General features: G+C 70.5%; 17 protein-coding genes. 8 read left to right on the top strand and 9 right to left on the bottom strand.

The features are described from left to right. Window positions 1–222: 222 nt before the first annotated feature. Window positions 223–960 (top strand): FadR/GntR family transcriptional regulator, encoded by a 738-nt coding sequence (locus FLV34_RS24675; protein ID WP_261985885.1) that lies wholly within the window; start codon window positions 223–225, stop codon window positions 958–960. Window positions 961–1,566: 606 nt separating this feature from the next. Here the strand turns inward: FLV34_RS24675 and FLV34_RS24680 are convergent. From FLV34_RS24680 to FLV34_RS24690, 3 genes are all read right to left on the bottom strand, one after another. After that, a complete protein-coding gene (locus FLV34_RS24680; RefSeq protein WP_147944191.1) occupies window positions 1,567–3,225 on the bottom strand; it encodes a TIGR03767 family metallophosphoesterase in 1,659 nt (552 codons plus the stop codon). A gap of 172 nt (window positions 3,226–3,397) precedes the next feature. Next, entirely contained in the window at window positions 3,398–3,631 is a 234-nt protein-coding gene (locus FLV34_RS24685) for a hypothetical protein (RefSeq protein ID WP_147944192.1), read from the bottom strand. Between the two features lie 17 nt (window positions 3,632–3,648). Beyond that, window positions 3,649–5,001 carry a family 43 glycosylhydrolase gene (locus FLV34_RS24690; protein WP_147944193.1) on the bottom strand — a complete coding sequence of 451 codons (1,353 nt, stop codon included), beginning with the start codon at window positions 4,999–5,001 and terminating at the stop codon, window positions 3,649–3,651. Between the two features lie 354 nt (window positions 5,002–5,355). On the opposite strand from FLV34_RS24690, the gene FLV34_RS24695 reads away from it, so the two are divergent. Next, window positions 5,356–6,279: an aminoglycoside phosphotransferase family protein gene (locus FLV34_RS24695; protein WP_147944216.1), complete on the top strand. Its 924-nt coding sequence runs from the start codon at window positions 5,356–5,358 to the stop codon at window positions 6,277–6,279. 12 nt (window positions 6,280–6,291) lie between these two features. Here FLV34_RS24695 and FLV34_RS24700 read toward each other — a convergent pair whose 3' ends face one another. Further along, complete coding sequence (locus FLV34_RS24700; RefSeq protein ID WP_142649709.1) at window positions 6,292–6,651, bottom strand: hypothetical protein; 360 nt, start codon at window positions 6,649–6,651, stop codon at window positions 6,292–6,294. 274 nt (window positions 6,652–6,925) lie between these two features. On the opposite strand from FLV34_RS24700, the gene FLV34_RS24705 reads away from it, so the two are divergent. From FLV34_RS24705 to FLV34_RS24720, 4 genes are all read left to right on the top strand, one after another. Next, entirely contained in the window at window positions 6,926–7,642 is a 717-nt protein-coding gene (locus FLV34_RS24705) for a haloacid dehalogenase type II (protein WP_147944194.1), read from the top strand. 421 nt (window positions 7,643–8,063) lie between these two features. Then, a complete protein-coding gene (locus tag FLV34_RS24710; RefSeq protein WP_147944195.1) occupies window positions 8,064–10,784 on the top strand; it encodes an arabinofuranosidase catalytic domain-containing protein in 2,721 nt (906 codons plus the stop codon). Between the two features lie 152 nt (window positions 10,785–10,936). Then, a complete protein-coding gene (locus tag FLV34_RS24715; RefSeq protein ID WP_222709612.1) occupies window positions 10,937–13,237 on the top strand; it encodes a nitric-oxide reductase large subunit in 2,301 nt (766 codons plus the stop codon). Then, window positions 13,234–13,650: a hypothetical protein gene (locus FLV34_RS24720; protein ID WP_147944196.1), complete on the top strand. Its 417-nt coding sequence runs from the start codon at window positions 13,234–13,236 to the stop codon at window positions 13,648–13,650. Before FLV34_RS24715 ends, FLV34_RS24720 begins: the two co-directional genes overlap by 4 nt. 15 nt (window positions 13,651–13,665) lie before the next feature. Here FLV34_RS24720 and FLV34_RS24725 read toward each other — a convergent pair whose 3' ends face one another. Together FLV34_RS24725 and FLV34_RS24730 are read right to left on the bottom strand one after the other, a co-directional pair. Further along, window positions 13,666–14,127: a GNAT family N-acetyltransferase gene (locus FLV34_RS24725; RefSeq protein ID WP_147944197.1), complete on the bottom strand. Its 462-nt coding sequence runs from the start codon at window positions 14,125–14,127 to the stop codon at window positions 13,666–13,668. Window positions 14,128–14,290: 163 nt separating this feature from the next. Further along, window positions 14,291–14,845 carry a hypothetical protein gene (locus FLV34_RS24730; protein WP_147944198.1) on the bottom strand — a complete coding sequence of 185 codons (555 nt, stop codon included), beginning with the start codon at window positions 14,843–14,845 and terminating at the stop codon, window positions 14,291–14,293. 111 nt (window positions 14,846–14,956) lie between these two features. Between FLV34_RS24730 and FLV34_RS24735 the strand changes: the two genes are divergently transcribed. Together FLV34_RS24735 and FLV34_RS24740 are read left to right on the top strand one after the other, a co-directional pair. Beyond that, window positions 14,957–15,532, top strand: coding sequence for a TetR/AcrR family transcriptional regulator (locus FLV34_RS24735; protein WP_261985886.1), 576 nt, complete (start codon window positions 14,957–14,959; stop codon window positions 15,530–15,532). A gap of 175 nt (window positions 15,533–15,707) precedes the next feature. After that, window positions 15,708–16,298 carry a hypothetical protein gene (locus FLV34_RS24740; RefSeq protein ID WP_240971762.1) on the top strand — a complete coding sequence of 197 codons (591 nt, stop codon included), beginning with the start codon at window positions 15,708–15,710 and terminating at the stop codon, window positions 16,296–16,298. A 119-nt stretch (window positions 16,299–16,417) separates the two neighbouring features. Here FLV34_RS24740 and FLV34_RS24745 read toward each other — a convergent pair whose 3' ends face one another. From FLV34_RS24745 to FLV34_RS24755, 3 genes are read right to left on the bottom strand one after another with little or no spacing between them, the layout of a single operon-like run. Further along, window positions 16,418–17,395: an ABC transporter substrate-binding protein gene (locus FLV34_RS24745; protein ID WP_142649716.1), complete on the bottom strand. Its 978-nt coding sequence runs from the start codon at window positions 17,393–17,395 to the stop codon at window positions 16,418–16,420. A gap of 16 nt (window positions 17,396–17,411) precedes the next feature. Then, on the bottom strand, window positions 17,412–18,176 hold the full coding sequence (locus tag FLV34_RS24750) for an amino acid ABC transporter ATP-binding protein (protein WP_142649717.1): 765 nt from the start codon (window positions 18,174–18,176) through the stop codon (window positions 17,412–17,414). Continuing rightward, window positions 18,173–19,162: an amino acid ABC transporter permease gene (locus FLV34_RS24755; RefSeq protein WP_147944200.1), complete on the bottom strand. Its 990-nt coding sequence runs from the start codon at window positions 19,160–19,162 to the stop codon at window positions 18,173–18,175. Before FLV34_RS24755 ends, FLV34_RS24750 begins: the two co-directional genes overlap by 4 nt. Window positions 19,163–19,226 lie beyond the last annotated feature (64 nt).

A 19,226-nucleotide genomic window follows, 5' to 3' on the forward strand; every position in this document is an offset into this window, starting at 1 on the left:
CAGTTGCCGCCGTACCGCCGCACGATCTCCGCACCACGCCGCCCTCGGAAGGGATCACGAGGCGTAGGTTGCGTGACCGGCCACAAGCCGGACCACCGAGGGCCGGGCTCCCCGGCGCGGCCTGTCGCGGGAAGGAGTTCCCCGCCGTCCCTCACCGGGGCTACGAATTAGCCGATCGTTCCTTATAATGGTGACTATGGTAATCTTCGAAAGGTAGCCGCCGTGACCACCACCCGCGCACCGAAAGCGGCGATGCTCGTGGCCCAGCGCATCCTCCGCGACGCGATGCGAGCCGGCCTCTCCCCCGGTGACCTGCTGCCGTCCGAACGCGGCATGCTCGAACAATACGAGACGGGGCGCGGCACCCTGCGCGAAGCCCTGCGTCTGCTGGAGTTTCAGGGCGTCATCACGTTGAAGCCCGGGCCCGGTGGCGGCCCGGTGCTCACCGCCCCGACCGCGTCCAACCTGGCCAACACCCTGATGCTGCTCATGCAGCTCAACCACGCGCAGTATCGCACCATCGTCGAGGTACGCAACGCGGTCGAGCCGATGATCGGCAGGCTGGCCGCGCAGCACATCACCGACGCCCAGCTCGACCAACTGGCCGGCACGATCGAGTCCATGCGGTGCAGCCTGGACGACCGCGAGCTGTTCCTCGAGGAGAACAAGAAGTTCCACGACATCATCGCGTGGTCGTCGGGCAACGTGCTGTTCGCGTACCTCGTCGAGTCGCTTCTGGGCATCCTGGACGGCACCGCGATCGGAATCGACTATCCGAGCCACCGCCGCTCCGCCATCCTCAAGGCGCACGAGGAGATCTACCAGGCGCTGGCGAAGCGCGACGCCGCCAGCTCCGAGGAGCGTATGCGCGAACATGTCGAGGCCTACACGCGATACGGGATGAAGAAGTTCCCCCACGTCCTTAACCAGGCCATCACCTGGAACCATCTGCTGAGCTGAGCCCGCCATAGGGCCGCCTAATGCGGTTCGGAGCGGAGAGAAGACGCCGCGCCCCAGTCCGTGACCCCGGCCGGCGGCCCCCCGGTCCGCGGCACCGGTCCCAACCGACCGGCCGACGTGCCGGGCTCGGCCCGCCCCATGGCCGACACCGCCGTCCCACGGTGATCATTGGGGCCGGCGATGTGGACGGTCGAAGCTCGGGCCGCCGATGTGGGCGCAAGGGTGAGGCAAAGGCGGCGTGACCACCACGTCCACCTCGGGGAAGAGCTTCCGCGACGATCCCCGGCCGCCGTCACTGTGGTGGGCTTGTCGTACGGAGCAGACAGAGCGGATTCCCGGGCGGCCGGAAATGCTCGTCCCTGCCCGGGTGATCGCACGTCACAGGCGATACACCCGCGCGACCGTGCCTGCGAACACGGCGTCGCGCTCGGCGCGCGGGATGGGCGTGGCGGCCGGAGGTCCGCAGACGATGACACCCCCTGTGTCGACCTCACGCTGCGATCGACCCCGACGCCGTCGTCTCGACCGTCACGCTGTGACGGTGATGCCGGGTGACCGCCGCGCTTTCCACCACCGCCGTCGGCGCTTTTCGACGCGGACGCGCCGTCAGCGCTTCTTCACCAGAAGCTCGGTGTTGCGGTCACCCGGCATACCCGCCAGCCCGCTCCGGAGGCCCGGTGAGTTGAACGAGAGCTCCCGATAGAGCGCGGCCAGGCCGCTCTGGGACAGGTCGGTGAAATCCGTACGGTGCGGCGCGGCCGACTCCACCAGCGTGGTGAACAGCGACAGCGTCCCGTCGTGGTTGTCGGCCAGCTCGATCACCCGCGCCAGCTGCGGATAGTCGACGTGGGAGGCGGTGGAGATCTCCCAGAAGCCGTCATGCGGGACGATCCTGTTCAGATGGGAGTGACCGTTGATCCACGCGGCCACGTTGCGGTGCTTCCGCAGCACCGCCAGCAGCTCCCGGCCGCCGTGGCGCTTCTCGTGCGGGCGGGCGGGATCGGGCACGAGGTTGGTCATGGCCCAGCTCGGGTGGTGACTGAAGATCAGCGCGACGTCGGCGGCGTGGGTCTTCAGCGTCCGCTCCAGCCAGGCGAGCTGCCGGGTGCCGACCGATCCGCGGTAGTCGCCGCCGCGGTCGGTCGTGTCCAGGCTGATGCCGACGACCCCGTCGGCGATCCGGAAGGCGTAGTCCAGGCGACCGCTGTCGAGATTGTCGCGGGTGTAGCCGTGGCCGACCGGTCCCGGCCCGGCGTACGCCGGATCGAGGTGAGCGGCTATGTACGCGTGCGGGCTCACGGGGGCGCGGCGCTCGTCGGCGGTGACCGTGCGGGCCCTGCGCCGGTAGTGCCGCCACACGGCGCGGAAGCGGGCGCCCGTGGGGTCGCCATGGCGCAGTGCCCGATAGACGGCGCCGGCCTCGGAGGCGGGCAGGTCGAACAGCTTGCGCGAGCCGGTGGCCAGGTCGGCGAAGAAGCCGCCGGCCGCGGAGTAGGCGCCGCCGAAGAGCCGGTCGTGGTTGCCGATGGTGGAATACCACGGCACGGCCAGGCCGGGGCTGCTCACCTCGCGGACGGCCGCCTCCAGGAAGCCCTCCAGGTGCGGGAACCCCGCCCGCTTGTCGATGTCGCGTACGCCTGACTCGGGCTGCCAGTAGAGGCCCAGGCCGGAGCCCTGCACGCCCTCGTACGCGCCCGGGTCGCCGGTGCCGGGGGTGAAGCGCCCGCCGCTCATGGCGGTGAGGAACCACTCCAGCTCGATCCGGGAGTTGTTGTCGGTGTTGTCGCCGGTGGTCATGACGAAGCCGATCGGCGCCCGGGTGGCCGGGCCGTACCGCAGGGCGTTGACCTGTTCGATCAGCGCGACGGCTCCGACGGCGGTCAGCGTCTCCTGCGGGCGCCAGGAGCCCAGGTCGGCGGCGCGCAGGAACTCGTAGCGCTGCGGGTTCTGCACGTCGGTGATGTGCAGGTCGGTGAACTGGACGAAGCAGGCGAGCGCCGTGCGGCGTTCGGCCCTGCCCTTTCCGGCCCCGGCCAGCTCGGTGCGGGTCACCCGCCGCCAGCCGGGGCCGTCGGACAGCCGGCGATACCCACTGGCGCCGCGCGGTCGCGCGACGGTGTGGACCGTCGTCATGAGTGCGGCCGTCGACGGTGTCACGGCCGAGGAGGCGGCCGGGACGGAGGAAAGCGCGATGTCCAGCGCGACCCCGGAGGCGGTCATTCCGGAGGTGAGGAGGAAGGCACGGCGGCTGAGGGCGGGATCCATGATGCTCCCCGGTGGCGGCGAGGCGAACGTCCACCGGGAATGGTCGACAGCCGGAATGACTGCCGCGCTAACACGACCGAAACGCCGTCCAGCCATCTGCGGCCGAGAAATAGCCGTACGCGAGCCGGACGCCTGACGGCAGCGGACCGGAAGCCCGCCGCTTTCCCGCCGTTCAGAAGTGTGTGAGCGAGGCCATGACCGTCGCCGCCGGGCAGGTCGTTCCGCTGCCGCAGAGCGGGATCACGTTGAAGACCACCTCGTCCAGGGCGGGCACGGCGCAGGTGCGGCCGGCCGCCGTCAACATCGGGCCCTCCCCCACCGCGCCGATCACCGAGTGCGAGGTGCGCCGCCTGTGCCGGGCTCCTGTCACGCCGCCGTCTCCGGTCACGGTGAGCAGGCCGGCCACGACGGCGCGGGGGGTGATCAGTCCTTGCTGTGCCCGGGGTTGCGGCGGGCGACGTACAGACGGTCGCCCTCGGGGCCGGTCCACTCCAGCCGTACGACGCCCGGCACGGCGGCCTCGTCGATGCGCGACGGGTCGGCCCAGTAGCCGGCGTTGGGGTTGCGAAAGAACGTCGCCCACAACTGGCCGCTGCGGTCCGCGAAGATGTTGTTGTGGCCGGCGCCGACGCCCAGGGTCCACCGCTTGGAGTAGGGCCCCTCGAACCTGTCGGCGACGGCGACGATCGCGTCGTACTGGTACTGCACGCGGCCGGCGGCCGCCGTGTCGTAGGCGTAGCGCGTGCCGCCGTCGGGGCCGGCCGACGACCGGTCCCACGCGGCGTGGACGAGGTAGTACTTGCCGCCGTACTTGAACACGTACGCGCCTTCGAGATAGGGCTCGGGCGCGTAGGGCGTCTGCTGGAACTGCGGCAGGTTCGTCGTCGGGATGATGTCCTCCATGTCATCCCGGAACTTCGCGTACAGGTTGTTGTGCAGCACGAGCCACGCCTCGTCGCCCTCGCTGAACATGCCGCCGTCAATGTGGTGGTAGGCGCCGGGCTTGATGAAGGCAGGCCCGCCGATGAAGGAGTCCCCGAAGGGCTTGTCGTAGTTGCCCTGGATGAGCCGGTAAGGACCCTCCACCCCGCCTTCGCTCACGAGCATGAACGAGCCGACCTTCTGGGAGTGGTCGCCCATGCACGCGACGATGTACCACTTCCCGCGGAAGTAGTGCACCTCGGGCGCCCACGCGTTGCCGCGCTTGCCGAACTGGTCGTCATACCAATATTCCTGCCAGGGAGCGACGACCGTGCGGCCGGGCCGGTTCTCGCCGACGAACTCGGGCGACCATACCTTGCCCTTCTCGGCGTCCGGCCGGATGCCGGTGGTGTCGGCCAGCTTCCACGGCCCGTGCAGCGACGTGGCCGTCCACACGAAGATGCCGTCGTTCCACGGGCCCGCCGCCGCCAGCCCGGGCACCCGGGTGGTGCCGGTGGCGACGTAGACCGGACGACCGCCGACGTCGAAGCAGTTGACGTAGGTGTCCCGCATCCAGACCCGGCCGAGCTCCTCGTCGCGGGGGCGCAGCTCCAGCGGGAGGATGAAGGAGTTGTCGTCGCGCGGCCACAGGTCCACTCGCGTGTCCGCCAGGCCGTACGGCGTGGGCTCGGGCCAGTTCGACGGGTAACGCCCCTTCGGCCCGCCCCCGTGCGGCAGTTCCTTCGGGTCCGCGTGCGCGGCGGCCGCGGGCAGCGCCGCCGCTCCCAGCAGGCCCGCGACACCGGCCAGCACGGACCGCCGGCCCACATGAAACCCGTTCTCGGCACCAGTCATCGGTAAGGGTCCTCCTTTTCCACGAAGGGCGCGGGCGCCCTGCCGGGAGGACACGGTAGTAAGACTCATTTCGACAGTGAACAGACGACAAAAAGGTGCTCGGCGCACCGGTCGGCCTGGCGTCGCGCCGAGACCTCCAGCCGCCGTGAACGAGGACCGAGACGGCGCCGAGGCCGCGACCACCGCAATCGAATTCGCTTTTCCGCGCGGCGAAGCGCGGAAAAAGAATCAGCCGGAGAAACGGAAAGCCGGCAATCGGAGAATCGTTCTCCGTGATTTCGCGACGCCGTCTCGCGGGGGCCGAAAACCGGTTGCGGGAGACGACCCGAACGCGGAACCCTCACCGGCGTGAAGATGCATACCGGCCAGCTGACGGTGACACCGGAGACCGTGCGCGCCTTGATAGCCGAGCAGTTCCCGCAGTGGCGGGGCCTGCCTGTCACGGGCGTCGCCTCCCACGGAACGGTCAACGCCATCTTCCGGATCGGCGACCACCTCGCCGCCCGCTTCCCCCTGCAGCCGGGGCCGGTCGACGAGACGCGCCGTTGGCTGGAGTCCGAAGCGGAGGCGGCCCGTGAACTGGCGGGCGCCACCCGCTTCCCCACCCCCGAGCCGGTCGCGCTCGGCGAGCCGGGTGCGGGATATCCGCTTCCGTGGTCGGTGCAGACATGGCTGCCCGGCACCGTGGCGACCGACGAGGACCCGGGCGAGTCGGTCGCGTTCGCCCACGACCTCGCCGATCTCATCACCGACCTGCGCGCGGTCGGCACGCGGGGCCGTACGTTCTCCGGCAACGGCCGGGGAGGCGACCTCAAGGCCCACGACGCGTGGATGGAGACCTGCTTCGGGCGAAGCGAGGGACTGCTGGACGTTCCCCGGCTGCGCCGCATGTGGGACGCGTTCCGCAGCCTGCCGCGCGAAGCGGCCGACGTGATGAACCACGGTGATCTCATCCCCGGCAACGTGCTCGTGTCCGCCGGCCGGCTTGCCGGGATTCTCGACGGCGGCGGGTTCGGGCCGGCCGATCCCGCCCTCGATCTCGTGAGCGCCTGGCATCTGCTGGAGGCCGGGCCGCGCGAAGTGCTCCGTCTCGACCTGGGGTGCGACGACGTCGAGTGGGAGCGGGGCAAGGCGTGGGCCTTCGCACAGGCGATGGGACTCGTCTGGTATTACCTGGAGACCAACCCGGCCATGAGCCGGATGGGCCGCCGCACCCTGGATCGCATCATGGGGACCGCATCAGGGGGACCGCATCAGGGCGGACGGCGGCCCCGCTGACTCGGACGAGGCTCAGCCGCGGGTGATGTCGACACCGCCGATGACGCTGTAGTTGCGGACGCGGACGACACGGCCGGAGGCGTCCGGCGTGTCCGGGGGTCCCGGCTCCACCGAGCGGCCGCCGATCAGGCTGAAGCCCTCGACCTCCACCGTGACGTCGGCGGGCACCCGCAGGCGCACGCCGCCCAGAAGCGAGATCTTCGTCACCGAGGTGACCTCCTCGATCCGTGCGTCGCGCAGGTCGAGGTCGGCTCCCCCGACGGGAGTGATGACGACCGTGTCCGCGGGCATCCGCTCCGCGCCCCTTCGCTTCAGGCCGCCGATGAGGGAGACGTGCCAGTCCGTACGCTGCGATGATGTCGTGTTCGTCATGACCTTTACGGTACGGATCGGCCGGTGCGGCGATCAGTGCCGCACGTCGCGTCCTGACCATGACACCCGTCATATCCGCGGCTCGGCCGTCGTCGGCCGGGATGGCCGGCTCCACGGCGGACCAGGTGTGCGGCGGACCAGGTGTGCGGCGGACCAGGTGTGCGGCGGACCAGATACGCGGCGGACCAGTGCGCGCGGAGAGTGGGGCCGACCTGCGGTGACGCCGTGTCCAGGCGCGATAATGGTTGGGCTCACGCGGAAGGGGGCCGCACCGATGAACGACGACGCCGTGCCCGCGATCCCCGCCGGCGAGCCGTCGATCCTGGTGTTCGACGTCAACGAGACGCTGATCGACTTTGAGTCGATGAACCCGCTTTTCCAACGCGTATTCGGCGACGCCCGGGTGATGCGCGAATGGCTCGGCCACCTTTTCCTGTATTCGATGGCCATCACCGCGGCCTGCCTCTACGAGCAGTTCTTCACGCTGGGGCAGGGGTTGCTCAGAATGCTCGGCGACATCCACGGGGTGATGGTCACCGACGCCGACATCGAGCAGATCAGGCGGGCCATGCTGGCCATGTCACCCCATCCCGACGTGGAAGCCGGCCTGACCCGGCTCGCGGACGCCGGTTTTCGCCTGGTGACGCTCACGAACTCGCCCTTCGACGCCGACGGCCGGAGCCCGCTGGAGCACGCCGGTCTCGCGCACCACTTCGAGCGGCAGTTCAGCGTCGACACGGTTCGCGCCTTCAAACCGGCACCCCGGGCCTATCACCTGGTCACGCAGTCTCTGCGGGTTCCCCCGGCCTCGTGCTTCCTGGTCGCCGCGCATCTGTGGGACACGATGGGCGCGCAGAGCTGCGGCTACACCGCCGGACTGATCACCCGGCCGGGGCACGCCCCGCTGCCCGTCGAGTCGCTGCCGAGGCCGAACCTGGTCGCGCCGGACCTGCCCGGCCTGGCCGATCAGCTCATCCGGTTCCGGCGCTGACGGCGAGTTCCGCGCGCCGGGATGATGCCGGGATCACGCCGGGATCACTGCGGGATCACCGCGGCACGCATGGCGGCCCCGGACATCGCAGGTCGAGACCCGGGCCGCCCGGAAAGGACCGGCCCGTTATTGCGTACGTAACCTTGACGTTACCTGTGGCCGATGCCATAGTGTGGGCAGTTGATCAAGGTCGACCCCGCTCCCGACTCCCTCTCCATTGACGAACCCGTTGACGCGATCGCTTTTGTTAGCGCTAACAGAGCGCGGTCAGCGGAGACCTGCCGAGTGCCGACCGAGACGTCCGGCGCGGGATCGTCCATGCCCGCGCGACGGTGTCCGCGGTCGCGTAACCGGACATCGGCAGGCCACGCCCCCGCACGTCGGCTCAGTCGAGCGAGACGCATGGAGGAGTTGATCCGACATGTTCAGACCCCCCATCGAACGCGGACGCCTCAGAACCCTGGCCGGTCGTACGGCGACCGCACTGGCGCTGATCGGCGGCGCGCTCGCGGTGACGCCGCAGGCGCATGCGGCGCCGCCCGCCGCCCCGGGCCGGCCGCAGGGCCCCTGTGACATCTACGCCGCCGGCGGCACGCCCTGCGTCGCCGCCCACAGCACCACGCGCGCGCTGTACTCGTCCTACAACGGCCCGCTCTACCAGGTCATGCGCACCTCGGACAACGCGACCAGGGATATCGGCGTCGTCCGCCCCGCCGCCCACCCCTCCCCGGACTCCGGCGGATACGCCGACGCGGCCGCCCAGGACGCGTTCTGCCATGACGTGGTCTGCGTGATCACCAAGATCTACGACCAGTCCGGCACCGGCAACGACCTCTACCAGGCTCCGCCCGGCACGTTCCGGGGCCCGGCCGCCGGCGGCTACGACACCCTCGCGATCGCGGACATGGCGCCGATCACGATCGGCGGCCACAAGGCCTACGGCGTGTACATCATGCCGGGCATGGGGTACCGCAACAACAACGCCACCGGCCTCGCGAAGGGCGACGAGCCGGAGGGCATCTACTACGTCATCGACGGCACCCACTATGACAGCGGCTGCTGCTTCGACTACGGCAACTCCTCGACGAACAGCCGCGCCGTGGGCACCGGCACCATGGAGACCACGTACTTCGGCACCGCCACCGCCTGGGGCAGCGGCAGCGGCCCCGGCCCGTGGATCATGGCCGACATGGAGGCGGGCCTGTTCTCCGGGGACAACGCGAAGCAGAACCCGGCGGATCCGACCATCGACTCCTGGCGATTCGTCACCGCGGTCGTCGACGGCGGCGGCGGGAACCAGTGGGATCTGCGCGGCGGCAACGCCCAGGACGGCCCTCTGACGACCTTCTACAGCGGGATCCGTCCCGGCTCGCTGACCAACAGCAACTACTACCCCATGCACAAGAAGGGCGCCGTCCTCCTCGGCACCGGCGGCGACAACGGCAACGGTTCGTCGGGCACCTTCTACGAGGGAGTGATGACGAAGGGCTACCCGTCGGAGGCCACCACCGACGCGGTGCAGGCCAACATCGTGGCCGCCAAGTATGACGTGACACGTCTGGCGCTGTCGCGGGCCACCACGTTCACCCCGCGCTCCGCGCAGGACGTCACCGAGACGTTCACGAACACCACGGGCTCCGCCGCGGTGGGCGTCAAGCTGAGCCTGTCCGCCCCCGGGGGATGGACCGCCTCGGTCAAGGACACCCGCGACAAGTCGGCGACGTTCCCGTCGGTCGCACCGGGTGAGACCGTGAGCGCGACCTTCACGGTCACCTCCGCGGACAGGACCGGCGCCGGCTACCTGACCGGCAGGGCCGAGTGGACGAACCCCGCAGGCCCGGTGAAGGGCCGCCAGTCCACGGAAAGCGCGCAAGCCGTACGCAACGCCCTCCCCATCAAGATCAATGAGGTCCGGTTCCGTACGAGCAGCAACGCGACCGACCAGTTCGTGGAGCTCTACAACCCCTCCGCGAACGACGTCGACATCTCCGGCTGGACCCTGACCACCACCCCGAGCGGCTCGCCCGGCACCACGCTGGCCAAGATCCCTGCCGGGACGCGGCTCGCGAGCGGCGCCTACTACCTGCTCGGCCTCGCCGGCTCCGGGCTGGCGGCCCCCGCGGACCACAAGGACACCACGATCAACCTGAGGAGCACGACCGGCTTCGCGGCCGGCCAGCAGATCGACATCGACACCGGGCGCGAGCGGGAGACCCGCACGATCCAGTCGGTCGGGACGGCCGCCAGCCCGGCGACGACTCTGTTCGTTCCCGTCTCCACCGGGCCGTGGATCACGGTCCCCGCCCACTCGACCAACGTGCCCGTCACGAACGCGACCGGTTTCACCGTCGGGGACAGGATCGGCATCGGTTCGGGCGACGACTACGAGCCTGCCACGGTCACCGCGGTCGGCAAGGCGGCCACACAGACGACCCTGTCGGCCGACGCCGCCGAGGGCGCGACCAACATCAAGGTCGCGGCCGACGCCAACATGACCGTCGGCGACACCCTGACGGTGGACACCGGCGAGAGCAAGGAGACCGTCACGGTCGCGAACGTCGGCACCACCGGCGCGAACGGCACGGGCGTCGACCTGGCCGCGCCGTTGCGGCTTGCCCACGCGTCGGGCGTCGACGTGTCCGACCCCGGCACCGGGATCAGCTTCTCGCCGCCGACCCGTCACCCGCACACGAGCGGCGAGCCGGTGCAGGCGCTGGGCGGCGGTCTCACGCTCGACAAGCCGCTCAAGGCCCACCCGATCGGCGCGGCCGTGGTCAACCCCCTGGTCACGACGGCGGGCTACCAGGGAACCCCGGCACCTGACCAGTGGTTCGGGAGCGCCCTGTCCACCAGCGCCGGTTCCATCGCGCTCCTCGACGAACGAGGCGGCGTGGTCGTCGACGCCGTCGTCTACGGCTCTCAGCAGAGCAGTTCGAGCGGCAACGGAACCATCGCCACCCCCGAACTCGCCGTCATGGAGGCCGACCAGGGCCAGGGCGGCTGCATCGCCGTTGTGCCCGGCGCGGCCGCCGGCGCGGGCCGGAGCAACGCCCGCTGGCCCGACGGCACCGACGCCGACAGCCTCTGCCACGACTTCGTCACGTCCAACGCGCCCACACCGGGCGGGCCCAACTCCAGGTAGCCCGATCGGTCCCTCGCCTCCTGTGGTGCCCGCGGTTTCCCGCGGGCACCACAGGAGTCCGGCGCGGCGGGCGTGTCTTCTCGACCGGTGCGGCCCGTGCCCGATAGGAGTAGGGATCTCTCCCCCTTCCTGATCGAGATCGGTGATCGATTGTGCCAGGGGCGGGGACGCGCAGAGGGCTTCTGGTCTCCAGGCGCTGGATCCAGGCGGCGGCGCTGGTGTCGGTGTTCGGGTTCTTCGTCATGGGCGTGCTCGCCCTCCGTACGTACGCCGCGAAGCCGCCCGTGCCGCGGCTGGTGGCGAGCGAGTCCGGGCAGGAGGTGTTCACCGGCCGCGACGTCGCCGACGGGCAGCAGGTCTTCCTCGCCAACGGGCTCATGCAGTACGGGTCGGTGCTCGGGCACGGGGGCTATCTCGGGCCGGACTACACGGCCGACTACCTGCGCCGGGCCGCCACCATCGCCCTGCGGGCCCACGGCGGCGGCGACCGTGCCCGTGAGCAGGTCAGGCAGGAGTTCCGCGCCAACCGTTACGACCCCCGCTCAGGGGTGCTGACCTACACGCCGGCGCAGGCGGACGCCTTCACCGCCCTCGTCGGCCACTATCGCGGCTACTTCGCCGACCCCCGCACCGGCAAGGGACTGCGTCCGTACGCGATCACCGACCCGCGGCAGATCCACCAGCTCACCGCGTTCCTGTCCTGGACGGCCTGGATCGCCGCGGCAGAACGCCCCGGCGCGGGCTACTCCTACACCAACAACTGGCCCGGCGAGCCGCTGGTGGGCAACGCGCCCACCGCCGACGCCGTGCTGTGGAGCGTGGTGTCGCTGATCGCCCTGCTGGCCGGCATCGGGGCGCTGTTCGGGGCCGTCGGCCGGTGGGGCGCCCATCTGGGCTGGCGCGGCCGTCAGGCGGAGGCCGTCGACTTCCGCTCCCCCGACCAGGTGGCGCTCACGCCCGCGCAGCGGGTCACCGCGTTCTTCTTCCTCGTCGTCGCGCTGCTCTTCCTCGCCCAGGTGCTGCTCGGCGGTGCGACGGAGCACTACCGGGCCGACCTCACGAGCTTCTTCGGCTTCGACCTGGCCGGGTTGCTGCCGTTCAACCTGGCCCGCACCTGGCACCTGCAACTGTCGCTGTTCTGGGTGGTGGCCGCCTTCCTCGCGGCCGGCATCTTCCTGGCTCCGCTCATGGCCGGGGGCGAGCCACGCGGTCAGGGGCGGCTCGCCTGGACGCTCCTGATCGCCCTGGTGGTCGTGGCGTCCGGCTCCCTCGTCGCGGAGGGGCTGAGCATCCACGGACTCGTCCCGCCGGGCAGCTTCTGGGGCAGCCAGCAGTTCGAATGGCTCGATCTCCCCCGCGTCTGGCAGATCCTGCTGGCCGCCGGCATGGCGCTGTGGGCGGTGATGATGTGGCGGGTGCTGCGCGGGACCCTGGCGAGGGACAGCCGCGGCAACCTGCCCTGGTTGTTCTTCCTGGCCGGCCTGGCGATCCCCGGCGTCTACGCGGTCGGGCTGCTGGCCCGACCGGGCGACACCTTCACCGTCACCGACTTCTGGCGGTTCTGGGTGGTGCACCTGTGGGTGGAGGACTTCCTCGAACTGTTCACCACCGTCATGGTCGCCTACATGTTCGTCCAGCTCGGCGTGGTGCGGGAGCGGGTCGCCCTCGTGGTGATCTATCTGGACGTCATCCTCTATTCGGCGGGCGGCGTGATCGGCACCATGCACCACCTGTACTTCAGCGGCGAGCCCGTGGAGCATCTCGCGCTGGGCGCGTTCTTCTCCGCGATGGAGGTCGTCCCCCTGACCTTCCTGACCGTGGAGGCGTGGTCGTTCGTGCAGCTCGGAGCGCGTCAGCACATGGAGTCGCGCACGCCGTTCCCGCATCGCTGGGCCGTGATGTTCCTGGTCGCCGTCGGCTTCTGGAACTTCCTCGGCGCGGGCGTCTTCGGCTTCCTGATCAACCTCCCGATCGTGTCCTACTACGAGATCGGCACCGGCCTGACGGCCAACCACGCGCACGGCTCGATGATGGGCGTCTACGGCATGCTCGCCGTCGCCCTGGGACTGTTCGTGCTGCGCTACCTGATCCCCGCCGGCCGGTGGCCGGAGAAGTGGGCCAGGGTCTCCTTCTGGTCCCTCAACATCGGCCTGGCCTGGATGTGCTTCGCCACCCTGCTGCCGCTCGGGTTCCTGCAACTGCACGAGTCGGTGGCCTCCGGCTATTTCGAGGCGCGCTCGCTCGGCTACCTCACCGGCAGCACCACCACGCTTCTGGAGTGGCTGCGGCTGCCCGGCGACGCGCTGTTCATCGTCGGCGGCGTGCTGCCCTTCTGCTGGATCGCCTGGCTCGGCGTACGCCACAGGGGCCGCCAGGCCGCGGCCGACCCGGCCACCGGGCTCACCCCCGCGCCCCGGCTGTCGGACGTCCGGGAGCCGGTGGACAGCGCATGATCGGTCCCTTCGTCACGGAGTCCGTCCTCGCGTACGGCTACGCGGCCGGGCTGCTCGTCACCGCCGCCGGGCTGGACCTCCTGGCCCGCCGCGTCGCGGGGCGTTCCGAACGCCATCGCGAGCCCGGCCACGCTCCCTCGCACGACGGACACGAGATCGTCCGGGGGCCGCGGCCCTGGCCGCACTCCGAGGCGGGGCGCTTCCACCGCGGGCTCGCCCTCGTGCTGGTCGTCCTGGCCGCCTCGCTGACGCTCGTCGAGGCGGTGCGTCACCCCGCCTGGCCCGACCTCGCCCTGGCCGCCGCCGCGCTCGCGGCCATCGCCGTCACGGGACGATGGCTGACCGGCCACCTGCGCGCCATCCCCGCGGACTTCCCCGAACCCGGGCAGAAAGCCGCGAATCACGACCGGTAGTGCCTTTCCGGGGCGTCAACTGACGGCGTACTCGCTGAAGCCGCCGCAGGGGATGAAACCAAGACGGCGATAGACGGGTTCCCCGGCCGACGACGCCTGGAGGACCACGGTGCGGTGCCCCTCGTCGTACGCGACGCGCAGGACCGCCGAGGTGACGGCACCGCCGTATCCGCGCCGGCGGTCCGGCGCCACGGTGGCGATGTTGTAGATTCCGGCGACTCCCGCGTGGCGGAAGACCTCGGCGGAGCAGACGGGGCGGCCTCCCACGTAGCCCACCAGATAGCGGGCCGGGCAGCCGGGGGCGAGCGCCCGTGTGGCGGCATCCCCGAAGAACCGGCGCACCGTGACGGCGGGCGGGTTCCAGTTCGCCGCCAGGACGCTCGCGTAGTCGGCCAGTTGCCCGGGAGTGGTGACGCGGCGGATGTCGAGTTCCCCGGCCCGGGGCACGGACGGCGCCGCGTGCAGGGCCTTCCACATGCCCGTCTCGGTCTCGGAGGGCCGAAGGCCGGCGTCTTCCAGGAGCGAGGCGAGGTTCGGCGGTTCGGGGCCCGCGCGCGAACAGCGCGCCGTCCCCCGAGCAGCGCGGTGCCTCTGCTCAGGGGACGGCGTGGTCGGCGGCCGGAAGGCTCCGGGGCGCGGTTCACGCGCTCTTGACGGTGCGGTTCAGACGCAGGGCGGAGACGAGGAAGAAGATGCCGCCGAAGAGCGCATACCCGGCGAGGTTGGTCAGCGACGCGGCCGGGGTGCCGGCCTGGACGATGAACGCGGTGCCGGCGACCGCGGAGATCCCTCCGCTGAGGATCATCGCCCACTGGCCGCCGAGGCTGCGCCGGCTGACGCCCACGATGAGCTGCACGATTCCGGCGGTGATCGCCCACGCGCCCCAGACCCGCAGCGCCGCGGGCACGCCCGAGGACGCCGTGACGGCCAGGCCGACGGCGGTCAGCAGGCTGAGGACCAGGTTGACGTACAGGGCCGCGGTGGGGCGCGCGGTCGTGGAGCGCAGATCGACGAGCGCCGCGGCGACGTCGAACAGCGGATAGATCACGAGCAGGGCCGTGCCCAGCGGGCTGGTGGCCGGTTGCGTCAGGAACAGCAGGATCGCCCAGACGAGGGCGAACGCGAAGCGCACGACGTAGAGGTTCCGCAACGCCATGGCGGTGCGGCCGGCGCTTCTGTCGGCGACGGTGGTCATGGTCTCCCCTTTTCGGCAGGCAAGCTAGGTAGAATGACTAGTAACTCTACTTGGCAGACGGTAGCCCGCCGGCGAGTCCGGCGCAAGGGAGGAATGCGTATGATCTCGAGCATGAGCAGCAGCCCCATGCGTGAGCGCCTCGTCGACGCGGCGACCGAGCTGTTCTACGCGCATGGGCTCCGCGCGGTGAGCGTCGACAAGGTCATCGACCTCGCCGGCACGACGAAGGTCACGTTCTACCGGCACTTCAAGAGCAAGGACGACCTCGTCGTCGCCTACCTCGAACGCCGCGCCGCCCTGGAGCGGGACGGCATCTGCGCGGCCGTCAAGCAGGGCGACGGCGATGTCGACGCCACCCTGCGGGCGATCGCGGAGGCGATCGGGACGATCGCCTGCACGCCCGGCTTCCGCGGCTGTCCCTTCATCAACGCCGCCGCCGAATACCCCGACGCGGACAGCCCGATCCGCAAGGCCGTCGAGGCGCATCGCCGCTGGAACAGGACGGCGCTCGAGCAGCTCGTCGCCCCGCTCGGGGTCACGAACGCCGCCGAGGTCGCCGATGACCTGATGCTGATCCGCGACGGCGCCATGGTCGCCGGATATCTCGACCAGCCGGCCACCGTCGCCGCCTCGTTCCTCCGCAGCAGCCGGGCCGTCATCGGCATCGGCGACTCGCCCCGGAGCTGATCGGGCCACCCCCGGCCGAGCCGATCCTCCCGTCTGACCGGCTCGGACCGAAGGTCCCACGATCAGGGGACTTCACGCCGGTCTGAGCGTGCCGTACGGCACCTGTGGCGCGGCTGGTGATCGCGGTTTCCTTGAGATGTCGAGAAAAGAGATAAGACGTCGAAAGGGGCCGGTCATGGCCACCGTCGAAAGGCGCGAGCAGAGGAATCACCACCTCCACGCCGCCGCTCCCACCGTCCCCGCCCCCCGCACGCCCGGCGAGACGCCCGCCACCACGGGAACCGGTCCGGTCCGGTACGTGTGGGCCGCCGCCCGCATCGCCATCGGCTGGGTGTTCCTGTGGGCCTTCCTGGACAAGCTGTTCGGCTGGGGCTTCGCCACCCCCGCCGCCAAGGCGTGGATCAACGGCGGCAGCCCGACCACCGGCTTCCTCAAGGGCACCGCCGAGCACACGTTCGGCGGCCTGTTCGGCGCCCTCGCGGGTCAGGCCTGGGTCGACTGGCTGTTCATGACCGGCCTCGCCGGCATCGGCACCGCACTCGTCCTCGGCATCGGCATGCGCATCGCCGCCGGGGCGGGAGGGCTGCTCCTGCTGATGATGTGGGCCGCCGAACTGCCGCTGACCACCAACCCCTTCATGGACGAGCACATCGTCTACGCCATCGTCCTGGCGGGCCTCGCCCTCGCGGGCGCCGGCACCACCCTCGGGCTCGGCACCCGGTGGGCCGCCATCCCGCTCGTCCGCCGCTTCCCGATCCTCAAGTAGACCCGCGGCCCGTCGGCTCCGGCGCCCACCCCCGCCCCCAGGGGTGGGCGCCTGCTTTACCGGGCCGACCCGCCGCCGAACTGGCGGGTGCCTCTTCGCGGAGACGGCCTACTGACGGCCTACTGCTCGCGGGGCAGGCCGGGCGGGTTGATCAGGGATTCGGGGACGGCCTCGTTGGACAGGCCCCAGCGGGCGAGCACCTTGCCGTAGGTGCCGTCCTTGATGAGCGCGTTGAGGGCGTCGGCGATCGGCTTGGCAAGGCCGTTGCCCTTCTGCGTCATCGCGGCGATGAGGCCCTGGAGCGTGGGACCGGCGCCGGAGAAGGTGCCGACGATCTTCGTGTCTCCGCTCACCGCGGCGTGATACGCGGAGGTCGGGTTGGGCCCGAAGTACGCCTGGATCCGGCCCGACTTGAGCGCCAGGTAGGTGTCGGCCGCCTGCTTGTAGTACTGGATCCGGACGGGCTTCAGCCCGGCGGCCTGGTTCTGCTTGTCCCAGCCCAGCAGGATCTTCTCCTGGTTGGTGCCGGAGCCCACGGCCACGCTGAGCCCGGCGACGTCGGCGGGCTTGGCGATCGAGGTGATCGTGCTGTCCTTCGGCACCTCCCAGGCGAGCTGGTCCAGCCGGTAGGTGGCGAAGTCGTAGATGTCCTTGCGTTCCTCGGTGACGGTGATGTTGGAGAAGCCGGCGGCGTACTTGCCGGACCGCACCGCGAGGAACAGGTTCTCCCACGACGTGGCCTCGATGCGCAGCTTGAGGCCGAGCACGTCGGCGACGAGGGAGGCGATGTCCTCCTCCACCCCGATCGGGGTGACGTTGTCGTCGGCGACGAACGACAGCGGCGGCTCGAACGTGGAGGTGCCGATCAGGAACTCCCCCTTGTCCCGGATCGCGGCGGGCACCTCGGCGGCGATCGCCTCCACCTTCGCGGCCCGGATCCGGTTCTGCTCCGGACTCGTGTTGATCTTCAAGACGCCGGGCGGGACGGCCTCGGCCTCCACAGCGACGGTGCCGTCGTCGGGAACCGTGCCGCAGGCGGCGAGCAGCAGCAGCAGCGCGGACGCGCCCAGCACGGACAACCGGGATAGGGATGGCATGCGATTCCTTGGGGGGTCAGAGCACCTTGCTGAGGAAGGCGCGTGTGCGGTCGTGCGCCGGCCGGTCGAGCACCTGCCCGGGCGGGCCGTGCTCGATGATCTGACCGGCGTCCATGAAGACCACGGTGTCGGCGACCTCGCGGGCGAAACCGATCTCGTGGGTGACGACGATCATGGTGGTGCCGCTGCGGGCGAGCGCCTTCATCACTTCCAGCACCTCGCCCACCAGCTCGGGGTCGAGTGCCGAGGTGGGCTCGTCGAACAGCACGACCTTGGGCCGCAGCGCCAGGGCCCGGGCGATCGCGACCCGTTGCTGCTGCCCCCCGGACAGCTGCCGCGGATATGCGTCGGCCTTGTCCGACAGGCCCACCTGCTCCAGCAGCTCGGCCGCCAGCGCCTCGGCCTCCTCGCGAGGGCGGCCCTGGGCCGAGATGGGGGCCTCGGTCACGTTCTCCCTGACGGTGAGATGGGGGAACAGGTGGAAGTTCTGGAAGACGAAGCCGATCTGGGTGCGCCTGCGCAGGATGTCGCGTTCCCGCAGCTCGTACAGCCGGTCTCCGGACCGCCGGTAGCCGACGAGCTCGCCGTCGATGGCGACGTAGCCGCGATCGATCTTCTCCAGGTGGTTGATGCTGCGCAGCAGCGTCGACTTGCCCGATCCGGACGGACCGATGATCACCGTCACCTCGCCGGGCCGGACCGTCAGGTCCACCCCGCGCAGGACCTCCAGGGGGCCGTAGCTCTTGTGCACGCCGCGCACGTCGACCATGGGGGTGCTCATCGCCGCCCGCCTCCGTCCCAGGCCGGGCCCTGCCGCCGGGCGGCCCGCCGTACGGCGAGGATCCGGCGCGCCCGCTCCAGCGGCGTGGGCGGCAGTGCCCGCGCGAGGCCACGGCCGAACCTGCGTTCCACGTGGTGCTGCACGACCGACAGCACCGTGGTGAGGACGAGATACCAGATCGCGGCCACGAGCAGCATCGCGATCACCCGGCCGTTGCGGTTGTAGATCACCTGGACCTGGTAGAAGAGCTCGGGCAGCGCCATGATGTAGACGACCGAGGTGCCCTTGACCAGGCCGATGATCTCGTTTCCGGCCGCCGGGACGATCGACCGCATGGCCTGCGGAAGCTGGATCCGGAAGATCTGCCTGGCCCTCGGGATGCCGAGCGCGGCGGCCGCCTCCATCTGGCCAGGGTCGACCGAGAGGAAACCGCCCCGCACGATCTCCGCGGCGTACGCCGCCTGGTGCAGCGCCAGGCCGAGCGCGGCGGCCGTCACCGGCCCGATCAGGTCCATCGAGTCGACGGAGAAGAACGCGGGCCCGAACGGCACCCCGAACGAGATCTGCTTGTACAGCGCGGCGAGGTTGTACCAGAACAGCAGTTGCAGGATGAGCGGCACCGACCGGAACAGCCACACGTAGCCCCAGGCCGCCGACGCGAGCAGCGGGACGCGCGACAGCCGCATCAGCGCGAGCACGGTGCCCAGCAGGAAGCCGAGCACGATGCCGAGCGCGGTCAGCTCCACCGTGAACAGCACCGCGTGCAGCACCGAGGGGTGGAACAGGTACGCGCCGACGACCGGCCAGTCCCAGGCCGGGTTGGTGATCAGTGCGTTGACCGCCATCGCCAGCAGCACCGCGACCACCGCGCCGGCGATCCAGCGCCCTGGGTGGCGTGCCTTGACGACGGTCAGGGAGCCGGCGGACTCGGCCGCCGTCTCCTCCAGCACGGCGGGCGCGGTCACCGCGCCCCGGACGTCTGACATGTCTTCATCTTCAGCACATAGACGCAATACCGTCAACACCTACTTGTTTAGTAGGTTTTTATCT

Origin of the sequence: Microbispora sp. CSR-4 (assembly GCF_008033685.1) — a bacterium.
In the GTDB taxonomy this organism is placed as follows: Bacteria; Actinomycetota; Actinomycetes; order Streptosporangiales; family Streptosporangiaceae; genus Microbispora.